The following is a 23,886-nucleotide window of genomic DNA, read 5'->3' on the forward strand; positions in this document are numbered from 1 at the left end:
TATCGAAAGATAGTGGCTCTTGCAACTAGTTCTTGACGACTCAAAATTCATATGTTAAATTATTTTAGTGGCAATTGCCACCTTATTAATTTAAAGAATTAGAGGAATCAGATATTTATGGAAACAACTACCAAAATTTGGAACAAAAAATTTATTTTACTTTTTATCACTAACTTACTAATGATGGCCGCTTTTTACGCTTCAATCCCCATTATCCCGATTTATTGTCAACAACATGGGATTACCGGTATGAAAGTCGGGATTGTCCTCACAGCAATGTCAATTGCCACCATTATTTTTAGACCGATTGCAGGTTATCTATTAGATAACTTTAATCGTTACCACGTCTATTTATTATTTCTTGGTCTTTTCTGTCTCGCATTTCCAAGCTTCATTCTCTTTCCCACCTTTGGAGCACTAGTTCTTGTCCGCTTATACATGGGAATTGTTTATTCCGTTTGTGGATCAGCAACCATGACCCTAGCTGGTGATGTGTTGCCACGTGCGAATATCACTGCTGGTATCAGCCGCTTTGCTTTAACCATTTCAATCGGAATGGCCTTTGGTCCCTATATCGGGATTCAAGTTCAAAACTACGTTAATAGTAAAACGGCCTTTTTAATTATTTTCGCCATGACAGTGGTCGCTTTTATCTGTGTTTGTGCCTGTCAGATTAAATATCCAAAAGTTACACGACAAAAGTTTGCGTTTAAAGATACGATTCATAAACCAGCACTACCATTTATGTTAAATATGATGTTCTTAATGGTGCCATTTGGAGCCGTAATCGCGTACTCTTCATTGTTCGCACAGGAAATGAATCTGACTGCGACTATTCCCTACTTTTATATATGTTTAGTACTTGGAATGTTATTATCAAAATTTTCAACGCAAAAAATGATTGATAATGGTCGTCACCGTAGTTTAGTTTATCTAAGCTTGGCTCTCCTGATGTTAACCATGGCCAGTTATGCTTTTCTAACGACTAGCGTTCATCTCTTAGTTGCTGGCTTCTTATTTGGACTTGGTTACGGAATTCTGCAACCACTCTTCCAATCATTTGTGACCGGAACCACTCCGGCCCCTAAACGTGGCGTTGCCAATGCAACTTACATGTTATCTTATGATATTGGTATCGGTATTGGCTCGTTCCTAATGGGGAGTATCCAAACTTCACTTGGGCTTGCCAATGGTTTTGCCTTAACCGCAATATCGTTTGTAATTGGTGGCATTATCTATGCCGTTTACGTTGATCGCTACTACCTTAAGTTAAAGAATCAACTAGGTAGCACAACAACGACTGATCATGTTTTACAAACCCAAATGGAACGAAATGTGTATACATTACCTGAAACTGCCAACATTCAAGATGCCTTAATTTACTTTTCAAACCACCATATTAGTGGTGCGCCAATTGTTGATGCAGCTGGACATCCACTCGGCTTTATTAGTGATGGCGATATTTTACGCTACCTTCGAACTTCTGAATATCCAGAAGTTGCTCCTGATGGAACTGATTTATTCACTGCCCTGTGGCAAGCTGATGCTGATTTCAATCAAAAATTAACTACACTCACCTCAATTAGTGCTTTGGAAATTAGTACTCGCCAATCCATTACCATTGATGCCAATTCATCATTTGAAAGTGTCTGTAAACTACTCAGTTCCGTTAAAATTAAAAAAGTACCAGTTGTCGCCAACCAGCAAATTGTCGGAATTATTACCCGTTCCAATATTACTGATTACCTGACCCAACGGTACCTAAAAAACGCAACTACTGTGTAAATAAGTTAATCATACAAAAAAGATGTTCTAGGTAGCCAAAAGCTACTTAGGACATCTATTTTTTAACGTTCAAAAACTTCTGTATGAGCCATATTACTTGTCCATATAAAAATTCGATCCTTATTAATATCGATAGACGTTGGTACATCATCACCCCAATTATCATTTGGAACTCCTTTAGGATAAAAATGTATTGACCAATTAATTGCCCCCGTTTGTCCACCAATACTTAAATAACCGTCTTCAACTTTCACATTGCCAATACCAGTTTCACCATTACTAATCAAATTAGTTCCTTGCATTGTAAGATCAGAATTAGAAATTTGTGAAGATGTAACATCCAAACGTTCTGTGCCATATGGTGTATCCCAAGTGCTCCCCTTACCATCATAATGATTAAGGGAAGTAGCCGCTATCTTCCAATTACCAAGTAAACTACTATAATTACCACTACTAATTTCGTCAAAGTTCATGGCTGTAGCTGTGCTTGTACTAGTAGTACTTTCTGACACACTGCTTTCACTGGTTTGTTCAGACTGTATAGATGATGATGTCTTTTTAGCTTTTACTTTACTTGAACTATGTTTCTTGGTAGATGATGTTGAATTTGAATCCTTTGCTGATTCTTTTTGATTACCACAACCACCAATCAATAATAGTGCCATCATAATCAAACCAATTAATTTAAACTTTTTCATATTACCATCTCCATATTTACTTAAATTCTATTCTGCTACTCGATAATATATTTTATTTACTTCTATATCAGTAAGATCATTCTGTGTCCCTTCCGCGATGATTCTATCTTTTGTACTATCACCATTATTTAAATCTTTATTCTTACCACTAGGCATGAATAGTACTTCATAGTTAGCACTACCTGGCCCATACGGACTAATAATGGCTCCTCGTATAATTGTTTTTCCATCTTCAGATAATACTCGTAAATTTTGTTTATACCTACTATCACTCATTGAAGGTACGTTCATATTTAATTTTGTAATGGTTCCTGGAGCTTTTGAGTCACTCATATCAAAATCACTAAACTTCATTTGATAATCATTAACCTTGATTGTTTCTCCATTACCATTTTTCCAAGTACCATTTAGACTTTTATAATCTCCATTTGCAATTTCATTTACATTCATTTTGATATTTATATTTCGGTTATCATTACTTTTTTCACTTTCCTTTTGTTGATTATTACAACCACTAATAAATAGTAATAACATCATCATTAAACCAATTAATTTAAACTTTTTCATTTAATTGTTATCCCTTTTTTATTTTTTTACTTCAGTTTTTTTAGCATCTAATAATCCTGTATTAATAACCTTAGCGTATAATTCATCCCCACTTAATCGACCACCAAAATGAACACCATCTGTCCCAGCAAATACTTCTGGATTTTGACCTGCGACTTGATCCCAATTAGCAATGGTAATGAAGTTAAACTTTTCCGGTAACTTTTTCTCTAACACAGTTAACTTAGATGAATTCCAATCTGATTCTGCCTTGGAATTATACGGAGTCATAAAAATCAACTTATGCCCAGGATTAAGGTCTTTAACAATCTTCATCATTTGTAATTCATAATCGTCCAATGAGTTGGTACCAATGCAGATTATAACTTCTTTTCGCAATAAATTTGATCGTTGTTTACTCATCATAATATCGTATGCTTTGTCCATTGTTCGTTCGCCTTCTGCATCAATATCACTATTAGCTACATGTTCACTCAAATATTGCCGAGTTCCTAACGTAACACTATCTCCAATAATAGTTACCCCTTTAGGAATATCACTTACATTTTGTCCATCTTTTGATTGACTATCGGCTAATATTTGTCCATGCAAATTATCAATTTTATCTACACTTTGATAAATTCCACTCACCCATAAATTTTGCTCCAACGTAGTTAATTTAGGCGCATTTTTAATTTGAACACCTGTAACAACTGCTAATATTAATGTTGACCCAGCGAATAGTAAACGTAAAGGACTCCATCTCAAAGAATCATAAAATAGATGTACATTTTTACCTGCAATTAAAGGCTCTAATACATAATAAGACAACGCTGAAAATATAATCGAAAGTATCGTGGTCAATAATGCCGCTTGCCAATTTTTCATTAACTGTGAAAAAATAACGTACAATGGCCAATGAAACAAATAAACACTATAACTAACATCTGCTAAAAAGGTAATCCATCTTGGTTCTGCAATATTTGTTGTTTGATCATGTAAAATACGTGCCCCAATAATCATTACTCCGGCAATAATAGAAGCAATAAGTAAACCACCTTGATAAACTTGAACTTGATCAAATTTTAGTGTGTAACTTAAATACAACAAATAAAGAGCACAAATCGTCATCAATGAAATTGCCAGATAACGATTGATATATCTGGTAATTTTTTTAAATAAAGTAGGTTGATATTTAATCCCACCCATAGTTCCAAATAGACAACCAACAAAAAAAGGAAAACTATGCGTAGTACTAGAAAAATATATTTTTGAAAAATCAGTTAACCCTTTTGTACCAAAATCCATCATCAAGAAACTAAGCGCTGCTAATACAACTGCAGTAATTCCAAGTGTGATTCTAAAATTCGGTAATGCACGTTTGGTTGAAAATCTACGACAAGTTTTTGCAATAAAAAAGACAATTATGCCCCAAATAATGTAGAAATGCATTTCAACTGCTAATGACCATGTATGTACAAATAGGTGTGGAACAAACTTACTTTCATAACTTCCACCATTTGCAATCTCAAAATAATTAGTTGTAAAACCTAGTGCTGCTACAATTTGACCACCAATATTAGTAGTAAATTGACGATTAATTAAAAAGGTAAATGGAATCACCAGTAAAATTGAAATTAGTAATGGTGGAACAATCCGATAAAATCGTCTCCGATAAAATGAAATTAATTCAAATCTGTTTGAACGTCCAAATTCATCAACCATTAACGCAGTAATTAAGAATCCTGAAAACGTAAAAAAAACATCGACTCCGATAAATCCCCCAGTTAATTTTGTCTGAAAAAAATGATACGTCAGTACCAAAATCAACCCAGTAATGCGGATAAGACTGAACCATTTAATTCGCATACGTTAAACTACCATCCTTTACTACTCCATTGAAAAAGTTTTTACCCTTATTAGACATTTTTTCATTACCATTTGGTTCACCCTTTTCAAAATTACCAGTAAGTATCCATTTTTCATGTGATACGAACTTACCACTGCCATCAAATTCACCATTTTTAAAATTCCCAACATAATAATCATGGTTTTTAAAAATTAATTTTCCTTCTCCTGAAAATTTATTATCAATCATTCCACCTGAATATATTAACTTACCATTATTCAATTTAAGATATGCATTATGATTGGCAGAAGGCATCATACTAATAATTGCAAAAATTAAAATAACAACAATACTAATAGCTTCAAAATAGCTACGTTTTAGACCTTTAACAATGAACATAACTCCTCCAATTACCTTTTAAAATATTATTTACAATTCTTAGTTTAAATTCAAAGCTATATTTTGACATAAAAAAGCGACCTCTAAAAGTTATATTTTTATTCTAACTTTTGGGGGTCATTACAAATTTTAGTTTTTTATTCAACTACCAAATTTTTCAATATTAATTTTTTGTGGTTGTAATACTGGATTACCCATCTGTTGAGTGACAGTTCCATCACTTAAAATAATCAAAGCACCTTCAGCACTTTTACTTGGATCATCATTATTAACTTCAAATGTAATACGATATGAATCATTTCCCTGATCAAAATCATTAGGTTTATAAAGTTGAATGTCACTTTCATAATATCCATAAAATTGTAGATAATCTTCAGCATACCATTCAGCATTTACTGCTGTAACTTTAGATTCGTTTAAATAACTGCTACTTGACGAACTAATAGATTTTACAGATGAACTTGAATATGTCGATTTGCTTGTCTGTTTAGAAGATACTGCTTTTTTAGCTTTTAACTTACTTGAACTATATTTCTTGGTAGATGCTGTTGAACTTGAATCCTTTGCTGAATCTTTTTGATTTCCACAACCACCAATCAATAATAATGCCATCACAATTAAACCAATTAATTTAAACTTCTTCATTTAATATTATCCTCTGCTCTATTCTTTATATATTCAAAATGTAATTAGAGGTATGATGCATCGATTATCATTTTTTAATTATCTAACGTAATTTTTGTTACAGGTGGAATTGTAGCTCCATAAACACGTTCTACTGTAACAAGACCATCTTTATCAATATGGACGTGACCAGACCTGTCATCCCCCAAAAATCCATTTTCTGGATAAAATCCAACACGAAATGTTCCATCTGCTTGTTCAGTATTTGATACTTGCATATATACTATGTCATCCCATCCAACCACTGTCTTAAAGTACTTGTCCAAGTATTCAAGAAAATTACCGGTTGTTACTGTTTCAGTATTTGAAGAACTAACATCAGTTGTATCACTAGTTAACGAACTGGATTCAACATTTTCAGATGATGATTCTGAACTTAAACTTGAAATTTGATTTGTATACTTATCATTTAGGCTATTTGCAAAACTCAATAGTTTGTTCATTTCATTTTTGGAATATACAATTTCATTTTCTTTTTTTACATTACTCATATATTTTTTAATTAATTTTGACTTCGTATTTAATTTTTCTTTTGAAGTATTTTCTATTTGTTCTTCACTTAAGGTATTATCTTTAAGAACTTTTTTATCTTTATTTATGAAATAGCTTTTTTCTTTTTTTACATAAGTCGAGTATTTATCTGAACTTTTGCTATCTTTAGAATAATTTTCTGATTCTGACTTCAATTTTTTTAAATAACTTAATTTCTTATTATCAGTTTTAGCAGACTTAAACTTATTAAATGATTTTTTCAACGTTGAATTATAACTATCTTGTTTATTATTATTTGTTTTATTTGAACAACCCGTTAATAATCCGCCACTAACAAAAATGACTGAAATGACAATAATCATACATGCTTTATTTAATTTAATCATACCAAGCCTACCCATCATTTATATATTCACTAAATGTTACTGTTATCTTTTACCAAATATATTTTTAATTAAATCTATTGCATCATCAATTTTCCATTTCGCTGCAAAAAACATTCCTAAAAATACCGAAACTCCAGCAATGACATATAGCAAATTTTGTAATAGACCGTTCACCATAAATGACAACACGGTAGCAACTATAAATATAGCAAATCCAATCCAACTCTTAAACTGATCATCCATGTCTTAATTCCTCCTTATAATTAAATGTGTAAAGTTTTTTATCCAACATCACTACTCTATAACTAACTTTTTTTCCATCTATCTTCAACTTCTCGGTTATGTCTTTCCGTTTCATACGTCATATTTTCAGCAGCCTGTGCACTTCGTTCGTCTGTTCTAATTTTTGCTTCAGCAGCTTCTTTCTGAAGCCATAACGCCTCTCTGTTAGCTTGTTCAGTTGACCGTTGAGTTGCCTCCTCAGCTTCACTTCTACGACGTGCCTCAACTTCAAGACTCTCTCTATGTTTCTGATTTTCTAAAATTTCATATGCTTCTTTAAAATCATCTGCTCTACCGTTTCTAATAATACCTATTAATTCAACAATATCGTTACGATTATTAAATTTTTCATAAACAAGATTTTTATAACTTAGTTCATTTTCGTTTTTATCGCTAAATTTTTTGTATTCTTCATCAAGTTCTTCGACCAATTGCTCATGATTTTTCTTTTTATTATTTTCTAAATTATCAATTTTATTTTGTTTTACTGCCTTAAACACTTTTAATTTGTTACTGAATTTAAAATTGTATACAATTTTTGAAATTAAAGCTATCCAGAAAATTAAATATGTGAAGTGTGATATTGTACTAATTTTACGTCGTATAACCCAAGGATTAGCAAGTGAATTATTAGCATATTTATTATTGATATACATAAATAAAAACATTATTACTATGAACAATATTGGCCAGAACCACCAACGAAACCATTCCAGTGGGTTATTCAAAACATTATTATTCTCTTGGTCAATTTTCATTTCAGAATCTTCATCAACTACATTAATTTGTTTTTTATATCTTTTCTTTATTTCTTCTCCTTCATCATATTTTTCAACAAATAGTTTTAATTTATTAATTTTTAATTGAGTTTCGTCTAGTTCCTGAATTAGAGATTCACTTTCGCTTGTAGCAATTTCATGTAGAATATTCCACATCTGTTCTCCACGACTTTTGACAATTTCCATGACCGCTTTTACATATTCTTCAAAATTTTCTGCAGTGGATAATCCTACGACAAAATATTCCTCGGATCCATCTTCATTTACCCCAACTTCAATAAAATCATTTAATCCATTAACTTCAAGGAAATTATCAATTCCATTGAACGCTTCAAAATATTCTCGTTGTTGAAAAATTGCTGTAGTAAGTTTATCTGTCTTTTCCAAACTATCAGCGTAAAAATCTCCAATAACAAGTAAATATCTATCAAAAAAATCATAATATGGTGCTTGTGCCCTCGCTGGATTTATTCCACCGCTTATTGGTAAAATTCCAAAATTACCCAACTGATAATTATTTGATAGTTGATAATACTTATTTCCGTTATTATCTATATCTTCAAACTCAAATAAAAATCCTTCATCATGATCTGTATTACGTTTAATAATATCGAGAATTTCTAATTGTTTGTCTCTGTCTAAAAATCTATAATATTTACCATAAAAGTGTTTAACAGCTATACGGTAAGTATTTAAGGTATCCCCTGCATGCTTCTCTGAAGCATACCAAGGAAAAATTTCATTATAAATTGAATTAGTTAATTTAGTTCTATCAGGTTCATCTCCTTGTGTTAAAAAATCAAAATTTAATGCTTGTTTCTGATCAAGCTTCATAAACTCCTCTAGCGTTATTTTTTTTGAATGCATATATTCTTCAATTTTCAAATTTAAGCTCCTATTTAATCAATAAATATAAATTTTATTTCCAATAAAAAGCACTCACTCCACTTGAAGTAAGTGTTAATTTAAATTATTAGTAATTATCACCATCAAAAGGTGAACCAACGGCTGGATCATAGTAATAAGGAACACCTATACCCCAGCTAATACCAGATGATTCCGGATTATCTAAGTCATTTGAACCCCAAGTCCTAACATCCGGAACTCCAAATATCACTGTTGGATCACTCATAGCTTTTATAATATTATCTTTTGCGATACCAATAAAATATAAATTAGCCATATCTTCATCGCTCTTAACTTCTGAATTATATCCACCAGCACCACCGATTGACGTTTCAATCCAAGCTCCACCTGATGGGGATGAGCCTGATGGTTTTCCCCAAGCATTACTGTAGCCAGCAGAAGTGATCTTATTCATAATAAGTTGTTGAATATTTGCAATATTGGGTACATATCGATGATCCCCTGTACTACCGGGATTTGTCGGTGTAGTTGTTACTGTATCATTTCCGTTATTAGAATTTGAATTACTGTTATTTGAACTACTATTGCTGGAATTACTATTAACTGTTGTATTTGAATTATTACTTGTTGAACTATTACTTGTTGCATTATTATTTACAATTGTTTTATTTGAATTCGTATTATAGGTAGCGGTTGAACCATTTTCTTCAGTCACAGTCATTGTGGCATCAACACCCTTACCATCGAAAGAAATTTTATTGCCAGCATAAATTAGATCAATATTAGAAATATTATTAATTTCTGCTAAACGTGTCATTGAAATCTTAACACCATTATTATTTGCAGCTTCAGTAATCGTTGAAAGTGTATCGCCCCACTTAATCGTGTAAGCTGATGTCCCACTTGTTTTTAAAGATGCTTGAATTGATTTAACTGAATTGGCTTTCCATGTAGCAGCTTCAACATTATTTGTATTAATTACTGTTAGGCCAATCCCCATACTTAACGCAATTGCACCCGTTGTAACGATTTTTTTAGTTCTATCATTACATTTCACATTTCTAATTTGCTTTCTTGTTAACATATTTCTTCCTCCAAAAGTTTATGAATAAATAAGAACAAATTTATCTTATCATAAATCAAGCGTCAACGCTTTGTTTATTTTTAAACAAATGCGTTTGCGCTCTTTTGAAATGGCTTATTTCTCTATATTGTTAAAGATATTATAATTAATTTATTAAAAGTAGGTACAAAAATGTCAAAAATATCTGAACGATTAAAGAAACAACGAGAAGCATTAAATATGTCAATATCCCAAACTGCTGAAGCTGCAGGGCTAAGCGATAGTTCACTTTCACGATTTGAACGTGGCGTATTTAAAAGCATTAGTGTGGAACACTTAGAAGCTTGGGCATCTGCATTAAATATGGATATGGCTGAATTATTTGACGATCAAAAGCCATTTATTACTCGTGGAAAAAATACAACAGAGTTAATTAAATGGTTAGATGAACTAACCCCTGAAAAAAGAGAATATACTTCAAAATTACTATTAGAACTACTAAGAGATAATGACAAATAAATATAAACAAAAAAAGCTTACTAATTTAAAATTAGTAAGCTTTTATATTTATTCCCACTCAATTGTCGAAGGTGGCTTGCTCGTAACGTCGTACACGATACGGTTTACCTGCTTCACTTCGTTCACAATTCGAACTGAGATATCTTGTAAAACATCCCATGGAATGCGGGCGAAATCAGATGTCATACCATCAATGGAAGTGACAGCACGGATACCAACGGTGTAATCGTAAGTCCGACCATCACCCATGACACCAACACTCTTGATCCCTGGTAAAACAGTAAAGTATTGCCAGATTTCTTTATCAAGGCCAGCTTTTTTGATTTCTTCACGTAAAATATAATCACTTTCACGAACAATCTCAAGCTTTTCATCGGTAATTTCACCAATGACACGAATTCCAAGACCAGGCCCTGGGAATGGTTGACGCCATACTAATTCGTAAGGCATCCCCATCTTTTCACCCAATTCACGGGCTTCATCCTTGAACAAACTACGCAATGGTTCAATCAAACTAAATTGCATATCTTCTGGAAGGCCACCAACATTATGATGAGATTTAATTGTTTGTGCTGTATCAGTTCCACTTTCAATCACATCAGTATATAAAGTACCTTGAGCCAAGAAATCAATACCCTTTAACTTGCTAGCTTCATCGTTAAAGACTTGGATAAATTCATTACCAATAATCTTACGTTTTTGTTCTGGATCACTAACCCCAGTCAATTTGCTCAAGAAACGTTCTTGTGCATCGACTTTAATAATGTTCAAACCAAACTTACCAGCTAGGCTATCCATTACTTCTTGGGCTTCATTCTTACGGAGTAAACCATGATCAACAAAGATACATGTTAATTGATCACCAATCGCTTTATTCAATAGCACACCAACAACACTAGAATCTACTCCACCAGAAAGGCCAAGTAAGACTTTACTGTCACCAACTTTTTCACGAATGTCAGCAATTTGTGCATCAATGAAATCATCCATTGACCAGTTAGCTTCGGCTTCACAAACATCAAACGCAAAGTGACGTAAGATATCAGTCCCAAATTCAGTATTTTGAACTTCAGTATGGAATTGAAGACCATAAAATTTACGGTCATCATCAGCCATTGAAGTGATTGGGCAATTAGCACTAGTTGCCACGGTTTTAAAACCATTTGGCACCTTCGTTACTAAATCGCCATGACTCATCCAGACGTATTGCTTTTTAGGTGTACCAGCAAACATAACCGCATTTTCATCAGTTACTTCAATATCAGCATGACCATATTCAGAGTTATCAGCTTTTTCAACTGCTCCACCTTCAAGACTAGCTGCCATTAATTGCATTCCGTAACAAATTCCCAAAACAGGAATTCCTAAGTTGAAAATTTCAGGATCAACTGAGAATGCACCATCATCATAGACACTATTAGGCCCACCAGAGAAAACAATTCCCTTAGGATTTAGTTTCTTTAGCTCTTCAGCCGTTGTCTTATGTGACATTAATTCTGAGTAAATACCAAAATCACGAATTCGTCTGGTAATTAGTTGGTTGTATTGACTACCGAAGTCAAGTACAACGATTTTATCGAACGCATCAAGATTTATATTTGCCACTAATTGCCACCCCTTATTTTTAATTTAACAATGAATTTATTTTACGTGTTTTATCGCATTGGGTCAATCGTTATGCGAATTAATTTGTTTATTTTCGTAAATAGATATCATCAATTTTATGATGCTTGGTTTTGTGTAAAATTACATCGGCGCGATTACGCGTTGGTAAGATGAATTCACGTAGATTGGTGTAGTCAATTTCACGCCAAATTTTCTTGGCATGTTCAAACGCCACGTTCCGGTCACCCGTTGCTAATGAATAGTAATAGTTGGTTGGATCCTTAAAGGCTGAGTCCAACAACATTCCAAACCGTTCCAAAAACCACTGCTCAATCAAACGTGGATTAGCATCGACGTACAGCGAAAAATCAAAGAAGTCACTGATATATAGCATTTCGTTACTAGGCAATTGTAAAGTATTAATTCCCTCAACAATTAAAATATCCGGCTTTTCCAATATTTGCGTTTCATCTGGCACAATGTCATAAATTTGATGCGAATAGACAGGGAGTTCTACAGCGTCTGCGCCCGCCTTCAAATCATTCAAGAAGGTCAACATTTTTTCCATATCGTAAGATTCTGGAAAACCTTTACGGTTCATAATTTCTTTTTGTTGCAGTACCCGATTAGGATATAAGAATCCATCGGTCGTAATCAAATCAACTTTGGCATCCGGTAAAAATTTTTCTAATAACTTAGCCAGTAATCGTGCCGAAGTACTTTTTCCCACCGCCACCGAACCAGCAATTCCTAAAATAAACGGCACCCGCTTTTGAGGTAACTGTAAAAAGTCGGTTTTTTCTTCTTGCCAACTAAGATACTCATTATAGCGTAGCTTGATTAACTTCGTTAGTGGTAGAAAGACTTCATCCACGTCTAACACAGAAATCCGGTCACTAAATGCCTTTATTTGGTTCAAGCTATTTTGACTAATTTCAATTTTTTCATTTGAATAAAATTGTCGCCACTGATCACGTTCAAAGTGATAGTAGTTCATTAACTCTTCCATGCTTGGCCTCTTCATGATGTATTTAACTCTATCATAATATCATAATTCGTTATTTTTATGTTTAATTAGCATCAATAACAAGAAAAAATGACATCATTCTATCAATTAGAATAATGTCATTTCACTTTTTTTAATTTGAAGCTGATGGGAAAGTATACTCACCAATATTTTTACCATTTAATTCTGGCGCATCCGTCGTGTACTCTGACAAGGTTGAACCACCGTTTTCGGTTTCAATACTAGTTTTCTTTTCCTTTTGTGCTTTAGCTAAGTTTTGGAGTGATTTTTCAAGATTATAAGTGTAGTTCTTTTTATTAACCTTGGTAAATCCTTCTGGATGGAAGAATCGTAATAAATCACCATTAACGACTTTATCCGACATATTCAATTCAGTCGTCACATACTTCTGAATTTTATTGATTGCAACAGTTTGTTTCTTGGTTGGATTCTTAATCTCTTTTCCAGTGGTCGTATCATAAGTTTTATTCCCATACTTAGTATACGTTGGACTGACAAAGTCACCATCACGGAAGGAAACAATTTGATTACGATCCGTCGATAACAAGTCCTGGCCAAATTGAACAAAGCGATTCGAATCAATACCTAACAAGTTTTCAATCGTTGGTAAGACGTCGATTTCACCACCATAAGTGTGGTTAATCCCACCCTTTAAACCGGTCATTTCAATCATAAATGGTACTTTTTGGAACATCGCTAAATCAAAGTTATCAACACTATCTTTACCTAAGATTTGGGCAATGGCTGACTTATGATTATCCGAGATCCCGTAATGATCACCATACAAGACAATCATACTATTGTCACGTAAGCCGGTCTTATCAAGATAACTATAGAATTCTTTAATCGATTCATCTAAATAATGAGCGGTTTGAACGTATGGATCAACCGTATCATCCCCAGTTTTCAAGGCACTAATTGATTTGTTCTTCGTGTCCAGAATGTATGGATAATGGTTCGTTACCGTAATTAGTTTGGCATAGAATGGTTGTGGTAATTGTTGAATATAATTCATCGAACTAGCCATAAAGATTTTATCTTTAATTCCATAACCAGCATCATAATCATCAATTTCTGGGAAGTATGACTTACTGAAGTAGTAGTCATAACCCCATGATTTATACGTGTTGTCTCGGTTCCAGAAACTAGGCACATCCCCATGGAATGCAGCTGATGTATATCCTTGCTCTTGGGCTAAGATTGCGGGGGCTGCTTGGAAGGTATTACTAGTTCCATCAACACTCATTGCTGAGCCTTCAGGTAACCCAAATAATGAAGTTTCCAACATTAATTCAGCATCGGATGTTTTTCCTTGACCCACCTGATGGAAGAAGTTATCAAAGGCCAGCGTGTCACTTGAATGATAAATACTATTGATAAATGGTGTAACTTCCTCACCATTCACTTTGTAATCAATTACCCATTGTTGCAAACTTTCAAGATGCACAATAAAGACATTCTTACCTTTAGCAACACCAGAGTATTCAATATTGCCATTAACCCGATTCGACTTCAAAAAGTTTAAGACCGGCGTTAAATCTTTGGTATTTGCATTTGCTTTAATCGCACTATTCTTAGTTGTTTTAACCCCATCAATTACTGTATATGCTTGTAAGCCCAGATATTTAACTAAGTAATTGTTATCAAATGTTCGCGTAATTAAACCAGAACGATCTGCTTCTGCCATCCCTAAGTTAACCCCGAACAACAATACCCCTAACGTGGTAATGATTACGGCATAGCGACGCTTGAAATAACGCGTATCAATTCTAATCACATGAAAGGCTAACACGAGAATAATGATAACCACATCTAAAAAGACAAATAAATCAGTTGGATTAAAAATTCCAACGATACTTTTACCTAAGTTATTCGATGCTGATCCCGAACTTTTAATCGTCGTAAACGTGATAAAATCAGAAAATTCACGATAATAGAGGATATTGGCAAAGAGCCACATTGATAGTAAGCCATTAATAATTGACATTAACCAATAGGCTAATCGGCCACGGAAATACAACGCAATTCCTAGAAAAATTAACGCACCTGGAATGGTATTAAACGCTAATAGAAATTGTTGCATTCCTCCCGTTGCACCGAGTGTAAATTTAGTTTGATACGCCCAGTAACTCTTAACTGCAAATAAAATTACTGTGAGCGTGAAAAAGCCTAATCTTGTGTTTAGAACAGATTTAAATCGATGTAACACACTGCTCATGATATTTCCTCCATCTTGTCTTAAAATCACCATATTTTATATTACGCTATTCCCAATAGATGACAATTAATTCTCGAAATATTTCCGAAATGTTTACCTTTTGTTCATATATTCGACAAAGTAATTTTATTAGTTACTAAATTATACCTTAAACTATTTAGAACACCAAAAGTTTCAAATATAAATCATCAAACCAACATCAATTCCACAAAAAAACACCACGAATTCGTAGTGTTTTAACTTATTTATTAAATTGAATCATATAAATCAGTTGGAACTTGATCAAGTAGTGGTGTCATTGTTTGCACGCCAATCACTGACAATGCATGCATTGCTCGTGAACAAATCGTGTACAACAATTGTCGCTCATCTTCTTGCGCATACTTTTCCGCATTGGCATCCCAGATAATTACGGAATCAAACTCTAATCCCTTCGCTAAGAACGATGGAATCACTAAGGTTCCGTTAGCCAACCGTTGATTTTCAGTCCGAATTAACGTGGTTTTAATCCCACGTGCAGCTAGTTGATCATGAATTCGTTCACTATCAGCCAATGTCTTACCAATAATTGCACTGGCATCGTCGTCTGACTGCACATCATTCAACACGTCAATCAAGCTTGATACGGCTTGCTCTTCTGTGGCTTCAATCAACACTCGTGGCTTAGCACCCGTTCGTTCAAATGGTTCAATTGCTTCACCATTAGCCAAAATAGCCCGTGTAAATTCAGTAATTTCCTTGGTTGACCGATATGACTTCGTTAACTGCACAACTTCAGTTTTGTCAGGATCAAACATCGTATTCAACTGTGCCAATAATGTCCGACTATTTTCCTTGGTAAAGATGGCTTGATTTAAATCACCTAGCAAGGTAAAGCGTGCCCGTGGAAAACTAAACTTCAAATAAGCTAATTGGAACGCATCGTAGTCTTGCACTTCATCAACAAAAACATAACGAATATCACGTTCACCTTTTTTACCCGTAATTAAATCATATAGGTAGAGATAAACCGTCACGTCATTAGCTGACAAATTGCGTTCTTTTAATTGATCGTAATTAACTGCCAAATGATCTTCCCAATTATCCTTAGTTAAATCATATTTATCTAAGTTAATTAGATGTGGGGCCACCCGTTTAAAATTAATAAACTGGGCATTGATATTCAACCAGCGATTATGGTCAATCGCTTTTTTTATTGGTTTAAAGGCTTTCAAAACTAGTTGACGAGCTAAGAATTTAAATTCTTTGTCGGCAGAATCAAACTCACGTGGTTGGTCACCGAACAAACCATCAAGTTCTTGTTTCGTTAGATTTTGTACTTCTTCTTCAACCCATTTAGACTGGATTTCTGCACTCACCCGATGATTTAGCATCCGGACTAACTCTTCTTTGGTTGCATCTAAGCGGTTAGACAAATGATAGTTTTGATTAAATGAGTAATAAATTTCTTCAATTTTTTCGCGACTAAAGAACGGCTTACCGTTAAACATAATGTTACGGAATTTCATATCTTCTTTTTCAAGATGATGTGCATAGCGTTTCGTAGCATTAAAGAATTCTAAGCTGGTTTCCAAACGGGTAATATTTGAATCAACTTTGGTTTGGTCATTTTCAAAACGTTGTTGTAAGGTTTGCACCTGCATATTTGGTAAACGACGATTAGCAAATTGAAAATACGTCATTTGAACCATGTTATGTTCACCTAATTCAGGTAACACTTGATTAATATAATCATTGAATAGTTGGTTAGGTGAGAACAAAATAACTTGTCCCGCATTCAAATTACCTCGGTAACGATAGAGTAGCCAAGCAATTCGTTGCAGTACAGCCGCTGTTTTACCTGAACCGGCAGCTCCCTGAACAAAGAGTAAATCAGCACTGGTATTACGAATGATTTTATTTTGAGCTTGTTGAATAGTAGTAACAATACTCTTCATTTTAGTATTAGAATGCGTCCCCAACGCTTCTAATAACATCTGATCGCCAACGGTTTCATCGGTATCATAGACTGTGACAATTACGCCGTCAGCAATTTGGAATTGACGCTTCAACTTCACATCAACCTCTTGTGGACCATCTGGTGTTTGGTAACTAATATTACCCAAACCACCATCATAATAAATACTTGAAATTGGTGCGCGCCAATCATAAACCAGAAAATGATCTGGTCGATCAGTAAATGATGCTAACCCAATATAAATAGTTTCATCATTTGCTTCGCCATTTTCATGGAAATCAATCCGTGCAAAATAAGGGGTTTCTTTTAATTTAGTTAATGTTTCTAAATTACGTTCAGCATGTGAGCGACTAGTTTCACGTTGTTCCAACATTTGTTGTTGTTGACGCACTGACATCGCGGTTTCAACCATTCCGCTGTAAGTCGTACCATTAATTTTAATATCGTTAAATTGATTACCAATATCTTTAACATCTTTATTGGCATCGTTAATGTTTTGCTCAACTTTTTGAGTAGCGGCATCTATTTTACCAATTACCTCATCGAGATGTTCTTGTTCATATTTTTGAATTGAATCAGCCAACTATCTCTGCCTCCCAGGGTTTTTAATTGTACAATTATAGCATTTAAACTACACCGCTTTCAAATAATTATTAAAGATTATCCAAAGATAACTAAAGTTAACTCAAAAAAAGGTAAAAATAGTAGTTTTTTTGATCATAGAAACTTAAAATATAAGTAAATATCTGATGGAGGATTGGCATGGATCAAATTATATATGGAATTACCCACATTGAAGACATCATCATGTCAATCATCACTTGGCTTGGGCCATGGAGTTATATCGTGTTATTCACTTCAACCTTTATGGAAACTGGCTTAGTTATCTTTCCTTGGTTACCAGGTGAATCATTGATTTTTGTTACAAGTACCTTAGCTGCCTTACCAAATACCCCGTTAGAAATTGTTCCTTTAGCCGCGACTTTCTTTGTCGCTGCCGTCTGCGGTGACATCGTTAATTATCATATTGGTAAAACCCTGATGAAATGGAGCTTCTTTCGTCGGCGAATTATTGGCCCTAACGTCCAAAAAGCCGAACTATTTTTTAATACGCATGGTGGCAAGGCCATTATCTTTGGCCGCTTCATCCCCGTCATTCGAACTTTCGTCCCCTTAGTCGCGGGAACTTCTAAATTTAACTTCAAAAAATTCATGCTCGCTAATTTAGCCGGGGTTAGTCTTTGGGTGGCGATTGCTAGTATCTTAGGCTACTTCTTTGGCACGATTCCATTTGTTAAAGACCATCTTTCATTTGTAATTATCAGCATTGCCCTAATTACAATGCTACCGGCACTAGTTTTATGGATTACTAAGTTTATTCGTCGAAAAATTATTGACCGAAACATGCAGTAACGCCACTTCAAACCTGTCATTGTGGTACACTTACTATGTAATATAAATGACAAAATAAAGGGGTATTTTCTTATGGCAATCAATGTTTACTTTGTTCGACATGGACAAACATATCTCAATAAATATGATCGATTACAAGGTTGGTCGGACGCCCCACTAACCGAAAAAGGGCTTACTGACGGCACTCATGCTGGCCAAGCCCTATCAACTATTAACTTTGACTATGCTTTTAGTAGTGATTTAGCTCGGACTATTACCACTGCTAAATTAATTTTAGCGGAGAATCCCTCACCAATCACTGAACCTACACCAAGTAGTTTCTTCCGTGAAGAATTCTTTGGTTACTTTGAAGGTGCAGATGGTCCATCAACTTGGAACTATCTTGGTCGTCCTTACGGCTATAATAGTTTCTCTGAAATGATTGCTGGTTTAACCATTGAAAAAACTCGTGACATCATTGCTGCTGCTGATACTTTTGGTGATGCTGAAGATGACGCCACTTTCCAAGCACGGATGGATCAAGGCCTCGCATTGCTTCGCCAACAACCAGATAACACGAATGTTTTAGTAGTTTCTCATGGGACAACCATTCGCTCATTAGTGAGTCGATTTGCCCCTGAATACAATCCAACTAGTTCACCTGTTAATGGAAGTATTACTAAATTTAGTCTTACACCTACTGAAACCAAGGTCGACTTTTTCAATCTAGTTTCCTTACCAAAATAAATCGAAAACCGAGGAATAATTATACATGGATACAATGCCGCCAATTGAATCAGTAATTATCGCTGGCTTGAATAATAGCCAAACAAGCTTTGAATACTCGATGAATGAATTAGCTGAACTAGTTAAAGCAAATAACATGGAAGTTAAAGACAAACTAGTTCAAAACTTAGATCGCCCGAATGCCGCTACTTACTTTGGTAAAGGTAAGGTTGAGGAATTGGCCGAAGCAGCTCGTGCTGCTGATGTTCACACCATCGTTACTAACGATGAGTTAAGTCCCAGCCAAATTCGTAACCTTGAAGCAGCAACTGGCGCTCGTTTGTTAGATCGCACTGCCTTAATTCTTGAAATTTTTGCCAAACGTGCTCAATCTAAAGAAGCCAAATTACAAGTTGAAATTGCCCAATTAAAGTACCGTTTACCACGTTTAAGAACTAGTGCTAACCAAAGCCTTGATCAACAAACTGGTGCCGGTGGTGGTAGTTTTACCAACCGTGGTTCTGGTGAAACTAAACTTGAAATGAATCGTCGAACCATTGAAAATTCAATCGCTCACTTACGTGGTGAACTCGATGAAATCAATAAATCAGCGGTCACTCGTCGCCAACAACGAATTAAAAATGAAATGCCAATGGTCGCCTTAGTTGGTTATACTAATGCTGGTAAGTCAACGGTTATGAACGGTTTAGTTCGTAATTACGGTGTTGATGAGGATAAGCAAGTCTTTGAAAAAGATATGTTATTCGCAACTCTAGACACTAGTGTTCGTCGACTAACTTTACCTGATCAAAAAGAATTCTTGTTAAGTGATACAGTTGGGTTTGTTAGCAAGTTACCTCATAACTTAGTTGAATCATTTAAGTCAACCTTAGCTGAAGCTTCCCAAGCCGATTTATTACTGCAAGTTATCGACTACTCAGATCCGCATCATCAAGAAATGATGAAAACAACTGCTGACACACTTGAAGCAATTGGCATTAAAGATATTCCGATGATTAATATCTTTAACAAAGCAGATAAAATGGAAATTAGCTATCCAACCATGGAAGGCGAAAATCAGATTATTATGTCTGCTATTCAACCTGAATCTTTGGATATGTTAACTGATTTAATCAAAAAAATTATCTTTAAAGATTTTGTCACGACTACCCTATTGATTCCATTTACAGAAGGTAATGTTGTCGCTTATCTTAATGAAAAAGCTAACGTCATTAACACGGATTATGTTGCTAATGGTACCCAAATTGAAGTTGAATTATCAACCAATGACTATAAACGTTACGCTAAATATGAACTATAATAAAAATTCGCTTAGCAGCTGCTGAGCGAATTTTTTGACTATTTAATTATTTTTTCAGTTACCTTTGCGGAACGCCATAGTTGATATGCTGTCCAAAAACTAATCGCAACAATCAGCCAACCGAGCATTTCTATTGATAAGCCTTTAACCAAAGTTGCGGCAATCACAACGCCCACAATCCCACCAAAGATAAACCCAATAATGCCTTTTAATGAATATCGATTACTGCGCATAAAGTTAACACTGGTAACCGGCATTAAAATTGCACACGATAGCATCATAATTGGAAAGGCAGCAATTGGTTTTAAACCTAAGAAGTATACTAAAACCATACATGGTGCATATAAGCCAACTCCAGCCGACATCAGCATCCCCAATATAAAGTTACCGATTATCCCGATTACTAAGGCTCCACCAGTCAAACCAACCGCATTATTATGAACCGCAATAATTGAAATTAAGCCCATTTTATTAATTGCCATTAAAATTGCCGTTGCAACTAACGCGGTAGCCATAATTTTCTGAATCATCGCTTGATTTAAACGAACAACTACTTCACTTCCAATCAGCGAACCAATTACTGCAGCCAAGACCATTGAAATTAACGTAGTAATTTCCACATTAACCGCCGTCACAAAAAATAATGCTTCAACTACGGTTGGGATAGCGTGTCCCATATACATCGTTCCCGGTAAATTACGCTTATCATCCAGATAGTTAGTCCATTGAAAAAGTGTGGTTGTCGTCACAAAACTACCAACACCTAGAGTATCTAAAAAATCGGTAAGCATTCCAATTCCAAAGCCTAATGCCTGATCACCTGCATTAAAAGACACTCGCTGTTTAATTATTTGGGATACAATTAATGCACCTAAAATGATTGCACAAGCAATCAACACGATTATAATCGCTGTTATCATTTATTTTCTCCTTGTTATTCGTCCAAATAACATTATAAGAAATCTTGACTAAGATTACCATCTCTTTTAATCCATATAAAAATACCATCAATGAATTTACTTCATCAATGGCATCTATACATATTAATTAGTTTAAGGCATTATGGCTTTTGCCGCCGTTAACTAACGTAACTACATCGTTTAATCCAATTTCAACAATATTTTTAATTGCGGTATTCGTAAAGAAAGCTGAATGTGGTGTAATCATTACATTAGGCATTGCCTGTAAGGCTTTGTAGTCCTGCGGTAAAGTAGCAGGATCAACTTGTTGTTCAAAATAATCAGTTTCATCTGCCAAAGTATCTAAAGCTGCTCCCGCAATTTCGCCTTTTTGAAGTGCATCAATCAAGGCCTTCGTATCAACCAAACCACCACGCGCCATATTAATAAAATAAGCTGAAGATTTCATTTGTTTCAATGATTTTTCGTTAATAATGTTAATCGTATCAGCCTGTAATGGCGTGTGAATACTAACAATATCTGCTTGGGCCAGCACTGATTTTAAGTCAGTATATTCTAAGTATGGTTCTAATTCCACATTATAAACTGGATCAACCGCGATTACTTTTGCCCCCAAAGCAGCATAAATTTGTGCACTAGCACCCCCAATATGCCCGGCTCCAATAATTCCAACGGTTAAATTGTGAATTTCTTGACTAATCAAGCCATTCCACAAGAAGTTCCCTTGCGCCATTTGCTGATCAAAATATCCCAATTGTCGAATCAACCGCATTGCCTGCGTGACCCCTAATTCAGCAATTGCGCGTGGTGAGTACGCGGCAATATTCGTCACCGTTAAGCCGTTTTGTGTTGCTGCCTCCAAATTAATAATTTCAAACCCCACCATTCGTGCCGTCAGTTGTTTCAATCCATAACTAGCTAATTTTTCATAGATTACTGGTTCATGAATTGCGGTCGCTTGTTGAATATCAATTCCGTCGTAACCCTTGGCTAACACCACCGTCTCAGTTGAAAGACTGACATCTAACATCGTTACTTCATTACCAGTTTTTTGCGACCACGCTTTAATATACGGTTTTTCTTCAGGTAAAACACTATACATAATAATTTTCATAATTTACTCCTTAAAATCATCTATCTGCAACGTTTTAATCTTAGCTAATGCTTTTTTTATTACAGCTAATGGCTGTGTAGCTGCAATTCGGATAAAGCCTTCACCTGACTGACCAAATGCTAAGCCTGGGATTACAATGATCCCCGTCTTCTTTAATAACGCAGCCGCAAAGTCAACTGAATTCAAGCCAGTTTTCCGAATGTCAGCAAAGGCATAAATACCACCTTGGATTGGAATTATTTCCATCCAATCAATTGTCTGAACTACTTTTTCAATAAATTCGAGTCGTGTTCTAAATTCTTTCGCAAATATTGGAGCAAATTCATCAGCGTGCTGCAAAGCATAAATAGCAGCTTCTTGCGATAAAATCGGTGCCGAATAAGTAATTCCTTCATTCACTAATCTCGTGACGTCTGCAACGTATTCTGGAGCAATTAAATAGCCAATTCGCCAACCGGTCATCGCAAAACTCTTGGACATACTACCAAACGTAATTGTATTTGCAGGAGCAAACTTTGCCAGTGGTGTGAAATGTTGGCCTGGCATTAAGAAATCGCCATACACTTCGTCAGTCAAAATAAAAATATCATTTTGAATAGCTAACTCAGCAATTTGTTGTGCTGTTTCATCACTCATGACGTTTCCTGTTGGATTGTTGGGGGAATTTAATAAAATTGCTTTTGTTTTAGGCGTAATTAGTGCTGCCACTTCTGCTGTCTGAACAGCAAATTTATTTTCTGGCTTAGTACTTAAGATAACGGGCACTCCACCAGTTGCAACCACTTCATCTTCATAGGGTGAAAAACATGGCTGGGCGATAATCACTTCATCTCCCGCTTCCGGTGTTAAAATCGCAGCTAATGTAATATACAAAGCATGTGATGCTCCGACCGTTACCCGAATTTGTGGAATTTTAAAATCTAACTGATAATTATCATGATAGTAGGCTTTAATTGTTTCTCTTAGTTCAGGTAACCCACTTGCCTCTGTATAATGTGTCTGACCAGCTAATGCTTTTTCATATGCATAATCAATAATGGCCTTGGGTGTCGTAAAATCTGGATCACCAATCGATAAATCAATTGTATCTTTGGTTGTTGCAGCTAACGTGCTAATTTCTGCTAAAATATTAGGTTCTGGATGTTGATAACGTTGATTTAAATTAGAATTATCCATTAGTGTCCTCCTAGAAATATAAAGTATAAATTGTTAGGTATACTATACACCATTTATAAGCAAATTATCAATTAAATTAAT

Annotated in this window: 21 protein-coding genes; 5 read left to right on the forward strand and 16 right to left on the reverse strand. The window is 34.8% G+C overall.

The genetic code is table 11. The annotated features are described in order from the left end of the window. Positions 1–117 precede the first annotated feature (117 nt). Positions 118–1,785: an MFS transporter gene (locus FC70_RS04620; protein ID WP_083478645.1), complete on the forward strand. Its 1,668-nt coding sequence runs from the start codon at positions 118–120 to the stop codon at positions 1,783–1,785. A 62-nt stretch (positions 1,786–1,847) separates the two neighbouring features. On the opposite strand, the gene FC70_RS04625 is transcribed toward FC70_RS04620, so the two are convergent. From FC70_RS04625 to FC70_RS04665, 9 genes are all read right to left on the reverse strand, one after another. Beyond that, positions 1,848–2,483, reverse strand: coding sequence for a DUF6287 domain-containing protein (locus FC70_RS04625; protein WP_057889829.1), 636 nt, complete (start codon positions 2,481–2,483; stop codon positions 1,848–1,850). 27 nt (positions 2,484–2,510) lie between these two features. Then, positions 2,511–3,050 (reverse strand): DUF6287 domain-containing protein, encoded by a 540-nt coding sequence (locus FC70_RS04630; RefSeq protein WP_057889830.1) that lies wholly within the window; start codon positions 3,048–3,050, stop codon positions 2,511–2,513. A gap of 18 nt (positions 3,051–3,068) precedes the next feature. After that, a complete protein-coding gene (locus FC70_RS04635; protein ID WP_057889831.1) occupies positions 3,069–4,898 on the reverse strand; it encodes an acyltransferase family protein in 1,830 nt (609 codons plus the stop codon). Continuing rightward, complete coding sequence (locus FC70_RS04640) at positions 4,888–5,277, reverse strand: MORN repeat-containing protein (RefSeq protein WP_057889832.1); 390 nt, start codon at positions 5,275–5,277, stop codon at positions 4,888–4,890. The genes FC70_RS04635 and FC70_RS04640 overlap by 11 nt, the downstream gene beginning before the upstream one ends. 141 nt (positions 5,278–5,418) lie before the next feature. Continuing rightward, positions 5,419–5,922, reverse strand: coding sequence for a hypothetical protein (locus FC70_RS04645; protein WP_057889833.1), 504 nt, complete (start codon positions 5,920–5,922; stop codon positions 5,419–5,421). A gap of 74 nt (positions 5,923–5,996) precedes the next feature. Beyond that, positions 5,997–6,839: a hypothetical protein gene (locus FC70_RS04650; protein WP_057889834.1), complete on the reverse strand. Its 843-nt coding sequence runs from the start codon at positions 6,837–6,839 to the stop codon at positions 5,997–5,999. Positions 6,840–6,881: 42 nt separating this feature from the next. Then, positions 6,882–7,082, reverse strand: coding sequence for a hypothetical protein (locus tag FC70_RS04655; RefSeq protein ID WP_057889835.1), 201 nt, complete (start codon positions 7,080–7,082; stop codon positions 6,882–6,884). A 62-nt stretch (positions 7,083–7,144) separates the two neighbouring features. Further along, a complete protein-coding gene (locus tag FC70_RS04660; RefSeq protein ID WP_057889836.1) occupies positions 7,145–8,785 on the reverse strand; it encodes a hypothetical protein in 1,641 nt (546 codons plus the stop codon). 88 nt (positions 8,786–8,873) lie between these two features. Then, the gene (locus FC70_RS04665) at positions 8,874–9,851 is read right to left on the reverse strand and encodes a LysM peptidoglycan-binding domain-containing protein (RefSeq protein WP_057889837.1); all 978 of its coding nucleotides are present in this window, start codon (positions 9,849–9,851) and stop codon (positions 8,874–8,876) included. 171 nt (positions 9,852–10,022) lie between these two features. Here FC70_RS04665 and FC70_RS04670 point away from each other — a divergent pair, with 171 nt between their 5' ends. Further along, the gene (locus tag FC70_RS04670; RefSeq protein WP_057889838.1) at positions 10,023–10,349 is read left to right on the forward strand and encodes a helix-turn-helix domain-containing protein; all 327 of its coding nucleotides are present in this window, start codon (positions 10,023–10,025) and stop codon (positions 10,347–10,349) included. Between the two features lie 48 nt (positions 10,350–10,397). On the opposite strand, the gene guaA is transcribed toward FC70_RS04670, so the two are convergent. The 4 genes from guaA to helD all read right to left on the reverse strand — a co-directional run bounded on the left by guaA (position 10,398) and on the right by helD (position 17,739). After that, positions 10,398–11,954 (reverse strand): glutamine-hydrolyzing GMP synthase, encoded by a 1,557-nt coding sequence (gene guaA, locus FC70_RS04675; protein WP_057889839.1) that lies wholly within the window; start codon positions 11,952–11,954, stop codon positions 10,398–10,400. 88 nt (positions 11,955–12,042) lie between these two features. Beyond that, positions 12,043–12,963, reverse strand: a complete 921-nt coding sequence (coaA, locus tag FC70_RS04680) for a type I pantothenate kinase (RefSeq protein WP_057889840.1) — start codon at positions 12,961–12,963, stop codon at positions 12,043–12,045. A 130-nt stretch (positions 12,964–13,093) separates the two neighbouring features. Continuing rightward, positions 13,094–15,199, reverse strand: a complete 2,106-nt coding sequence (locus FC70_RS04685) for an LTA synthase family protein (protein WP_057889841.1) — start codon at positions 15,197–15,199, stop codon at positions 13,094–13,096. Between the two features lie 248 nt (positions 15,200–15,447). After that, on the reverse strand, positions 15,448–17,739 hold the full coding sequence (gene helD, locus FC70_RS04690; protein ID WP_057889842.1) for an RNA polymerase recycling motor HelD: 2,292 nt from the start codon (positions 17,737–17,739) through the stop codon (positions 15,448–15,450). A gap of 179 nt (positions 17,740–17,918) precedes the next feature. Between helD and FC70_RS04695 the strand changes: the two genes are divergently transcribed. The 3 genes from FC70_RS04695 to hflX all read left to right on the forward strand — a co-directional run bounded on the left by FC70_RS04695 (position 17,919) and on the right by hflX (position 20,595). Continuing rightward, positions 17,919–18,569, forward strand: coding sequence for a VTT domain-containing protein (locus FC70_RS04695; protein WP_057889843.1), 651 nt, complete (start codon positions 17,919–17,921; stop codon positions 18,567–18,569). Positions 18,570–18,641: 72 nt separating this feature from the next. Next, complete coding sequence (locus tag FC70_RS04700; RefSeq protein ID WP_057889844.1) at positions 18,642–19,295, forward strand: histidine phosphatase family protein; 654 nt, start codon at positions 18,642–18,644, stop codon at positions 19,293–19,295. 25 nt (positions 19,296–19,320) lie between these two features. Further along, positions 19,321–20,595 carry a GTPase HflX gene (gene hflX / locus FC70_RS04705; RefSeq protein ID WP_057889845.1) on the forward strand — a complete coding sequence of 425 codons (1,275 nt, stop codon included), beginning with the start codon at positions 19,321–19,323 and terminating at the stop codon, positions 20,593–20,595. 38 nt (positions 20,596–20,633) lie between these two features. Here hflX and FC70_RS04710 read toward each other — a convergent pair whose 3' ends face one another. The 3 genes from FC70_RS04710 to FC70_RS04720 form a co-directional block, all read right to left on the reverse strand. Continuing rightward, complete coding sequence (locus FC70_RS04710) at positions 20,634–21,515, reverse strand: hypothetical protein (protein WP_057889846.1); 882 nt, start codon at positions 21,513–21,515, stop codon at positions 20,634–20,636. A gap of 127 nt (positions 21,516–21,642) precedes the next feature. After that, a complete protein-coding gene (locus tag FC70_RS04715; protein WP_057889847.1) occupies positions 21,643–22,629 on the reverse strand; it encodes a D-2-hydroxyacid dehydrogenase in 987 nt (328 codons plus the stop codon). A gap of 3 nt (positions 22,630–22,632) precedes the next feature. After that, positions 22,633–23,805: an aminotransferase class I/II-fold pyridoxal phosphate-dependent enzyme gene (locus FC70_RS04720; RefSeq protein ID WP_057889848.1), complete on the reverse strand. Its 1,173-nt coding sequence runs from the start codon at positions 23,803–23,805 to the stop codon at positions 22,633–22,635. Positions 23,806–23,886 lie beyond the last annotated feature (81 nt).

The organism is Paucilactobacillus oligofermentans DSM 15707 = LMG 22743 (genome assembly GCF_001434315.1).
GTDB classification, from domain to species: Bacteria; Bacillota; Bacilli; order Lactobacillales; family Lactobacillaceae; genus Paucilactobacillus; species Paucilactobacillus oligofermentans.

Bases quoted from the DNA above. Each gene is read 5' to 3' on its own strand.
- FC70_RS04620 (WP_083478645.1), top strand. From the start codon at position 118: ATGGAAACAACTACCAAAATTTGGAACAAAAAATTTATTTTACTTTTT.
- FC70_RS04625 (WP_057889829.1), bottom strand. From the start codon at position 2,483: ATGAAAAAGTTTAAATTAATTGGTTTGATTATGATGGCACTATTATTG.
- FC70_RS04630 (WP_057889830.1), bottom strand. From the start codon at position 3,050: ATGAAAAAGTTTAAATTAATTGGTTTAATGATGATGTTATTACTATTT.
- FC70_RS04635 (WP_057889831.1), bottom strand. From the start codon at position 4,898: ATGCGAATTAAATGGTTCAGTCTTATCCGCATTACTGGGTTGATTTTG.
- FC70_RS04640 (WP_057889832.1), bottom strand. From the start codon at position 5,277: ATGTTCATTGTTAAAGGTCTAAAACGTAGCTATTTTGAAGCTATTAGT.
- FC70_RS04645 (WP_057889833.1), bottom strand. From the start codon at position 5,922: ATGAAGAAGTTTAAATTAATTGGTTTAATTGTGATGGCATTATTATTG.
- FC70_RS04650 (WP_057889834.1), bottom strand. From the start codon at position 6,839: ATGATTAAATTAAATAAAGCATGTATGATTATTGTCATTTCAGTCATT.
- FC70_RS04655 (WP_057889835.1), bottom strand. From the start codon at position 7,082: ATGGATGATCAGTTTAAGAGTTGGATTGGATTTGCTATATTTATAGTT.
- FC70_RS04665 (WP_057889837.1), bottom strand. From the start codon at position 9,851: ATGTTAACAAGAAAGCAAATTAGAAATGTGAAATGTAATGATAGAACT.
- FC70_RS04670 (WP_057889838.1), top strand. From the start codon at position 10,023: ATGTCAAAAATATCTGAACGATTAAAGAAACAACGAGAAGCATTAAAT.
- coaA (WP_057889840.1), bottom strand. From the start codon at position 12,963: ATGGAAGAGTTAATGAACTACTATCACTTTGAACGTGATCAGTGGCGA.
- FC70_RS04685 (WP_057889841.1), bottom strand. From the start codon at position 15,199: ATGAGCAGTGTGTTACATCGATTTAAATCTGTTCTAAACACAAGATTA.
- FC70_RS04695 (WP_057889843.1), top strand. From the start codon at position 17,919: ATGGATCAAATTATATATGGAATTACCCACATTGAAGACATCATCATG.
- FC70_RS04700 (WP_057889844.1), top strand. From the start codon at position 18,642: ATGGCAATCAATGTTTACTTTGTTCGACATGGACAAACATATCTCAAT.
- hflX (WP_057889845.1), top strand. From the start codon at position 19,321: ATGGATACAATGCCGCCAATTGAATCAGTAATTATCGCTGGCTTGAAT.
- FC70_RS04710 (WP_057889846.1), bottom strand. From the start codon at position 21,515: ATGATAACAGCGATTATAATCGTGTTGATTGCTTGTGCAATCATTTTA.
- FC70_RS04715 (WP_057889847.1), bottom strand. From the start codon at position 22,629: ATGAAAATTATTATGTATAGTGTTTTACCTGAAGAAAAACCGTATATT.
- FC70_RS04720 (WP_057889848.1), bottom strand. From the start codon at position 23,805: ATGGATAATTCTAATTTAAATCAACGTTATCAACATCCAGAACCTAAT.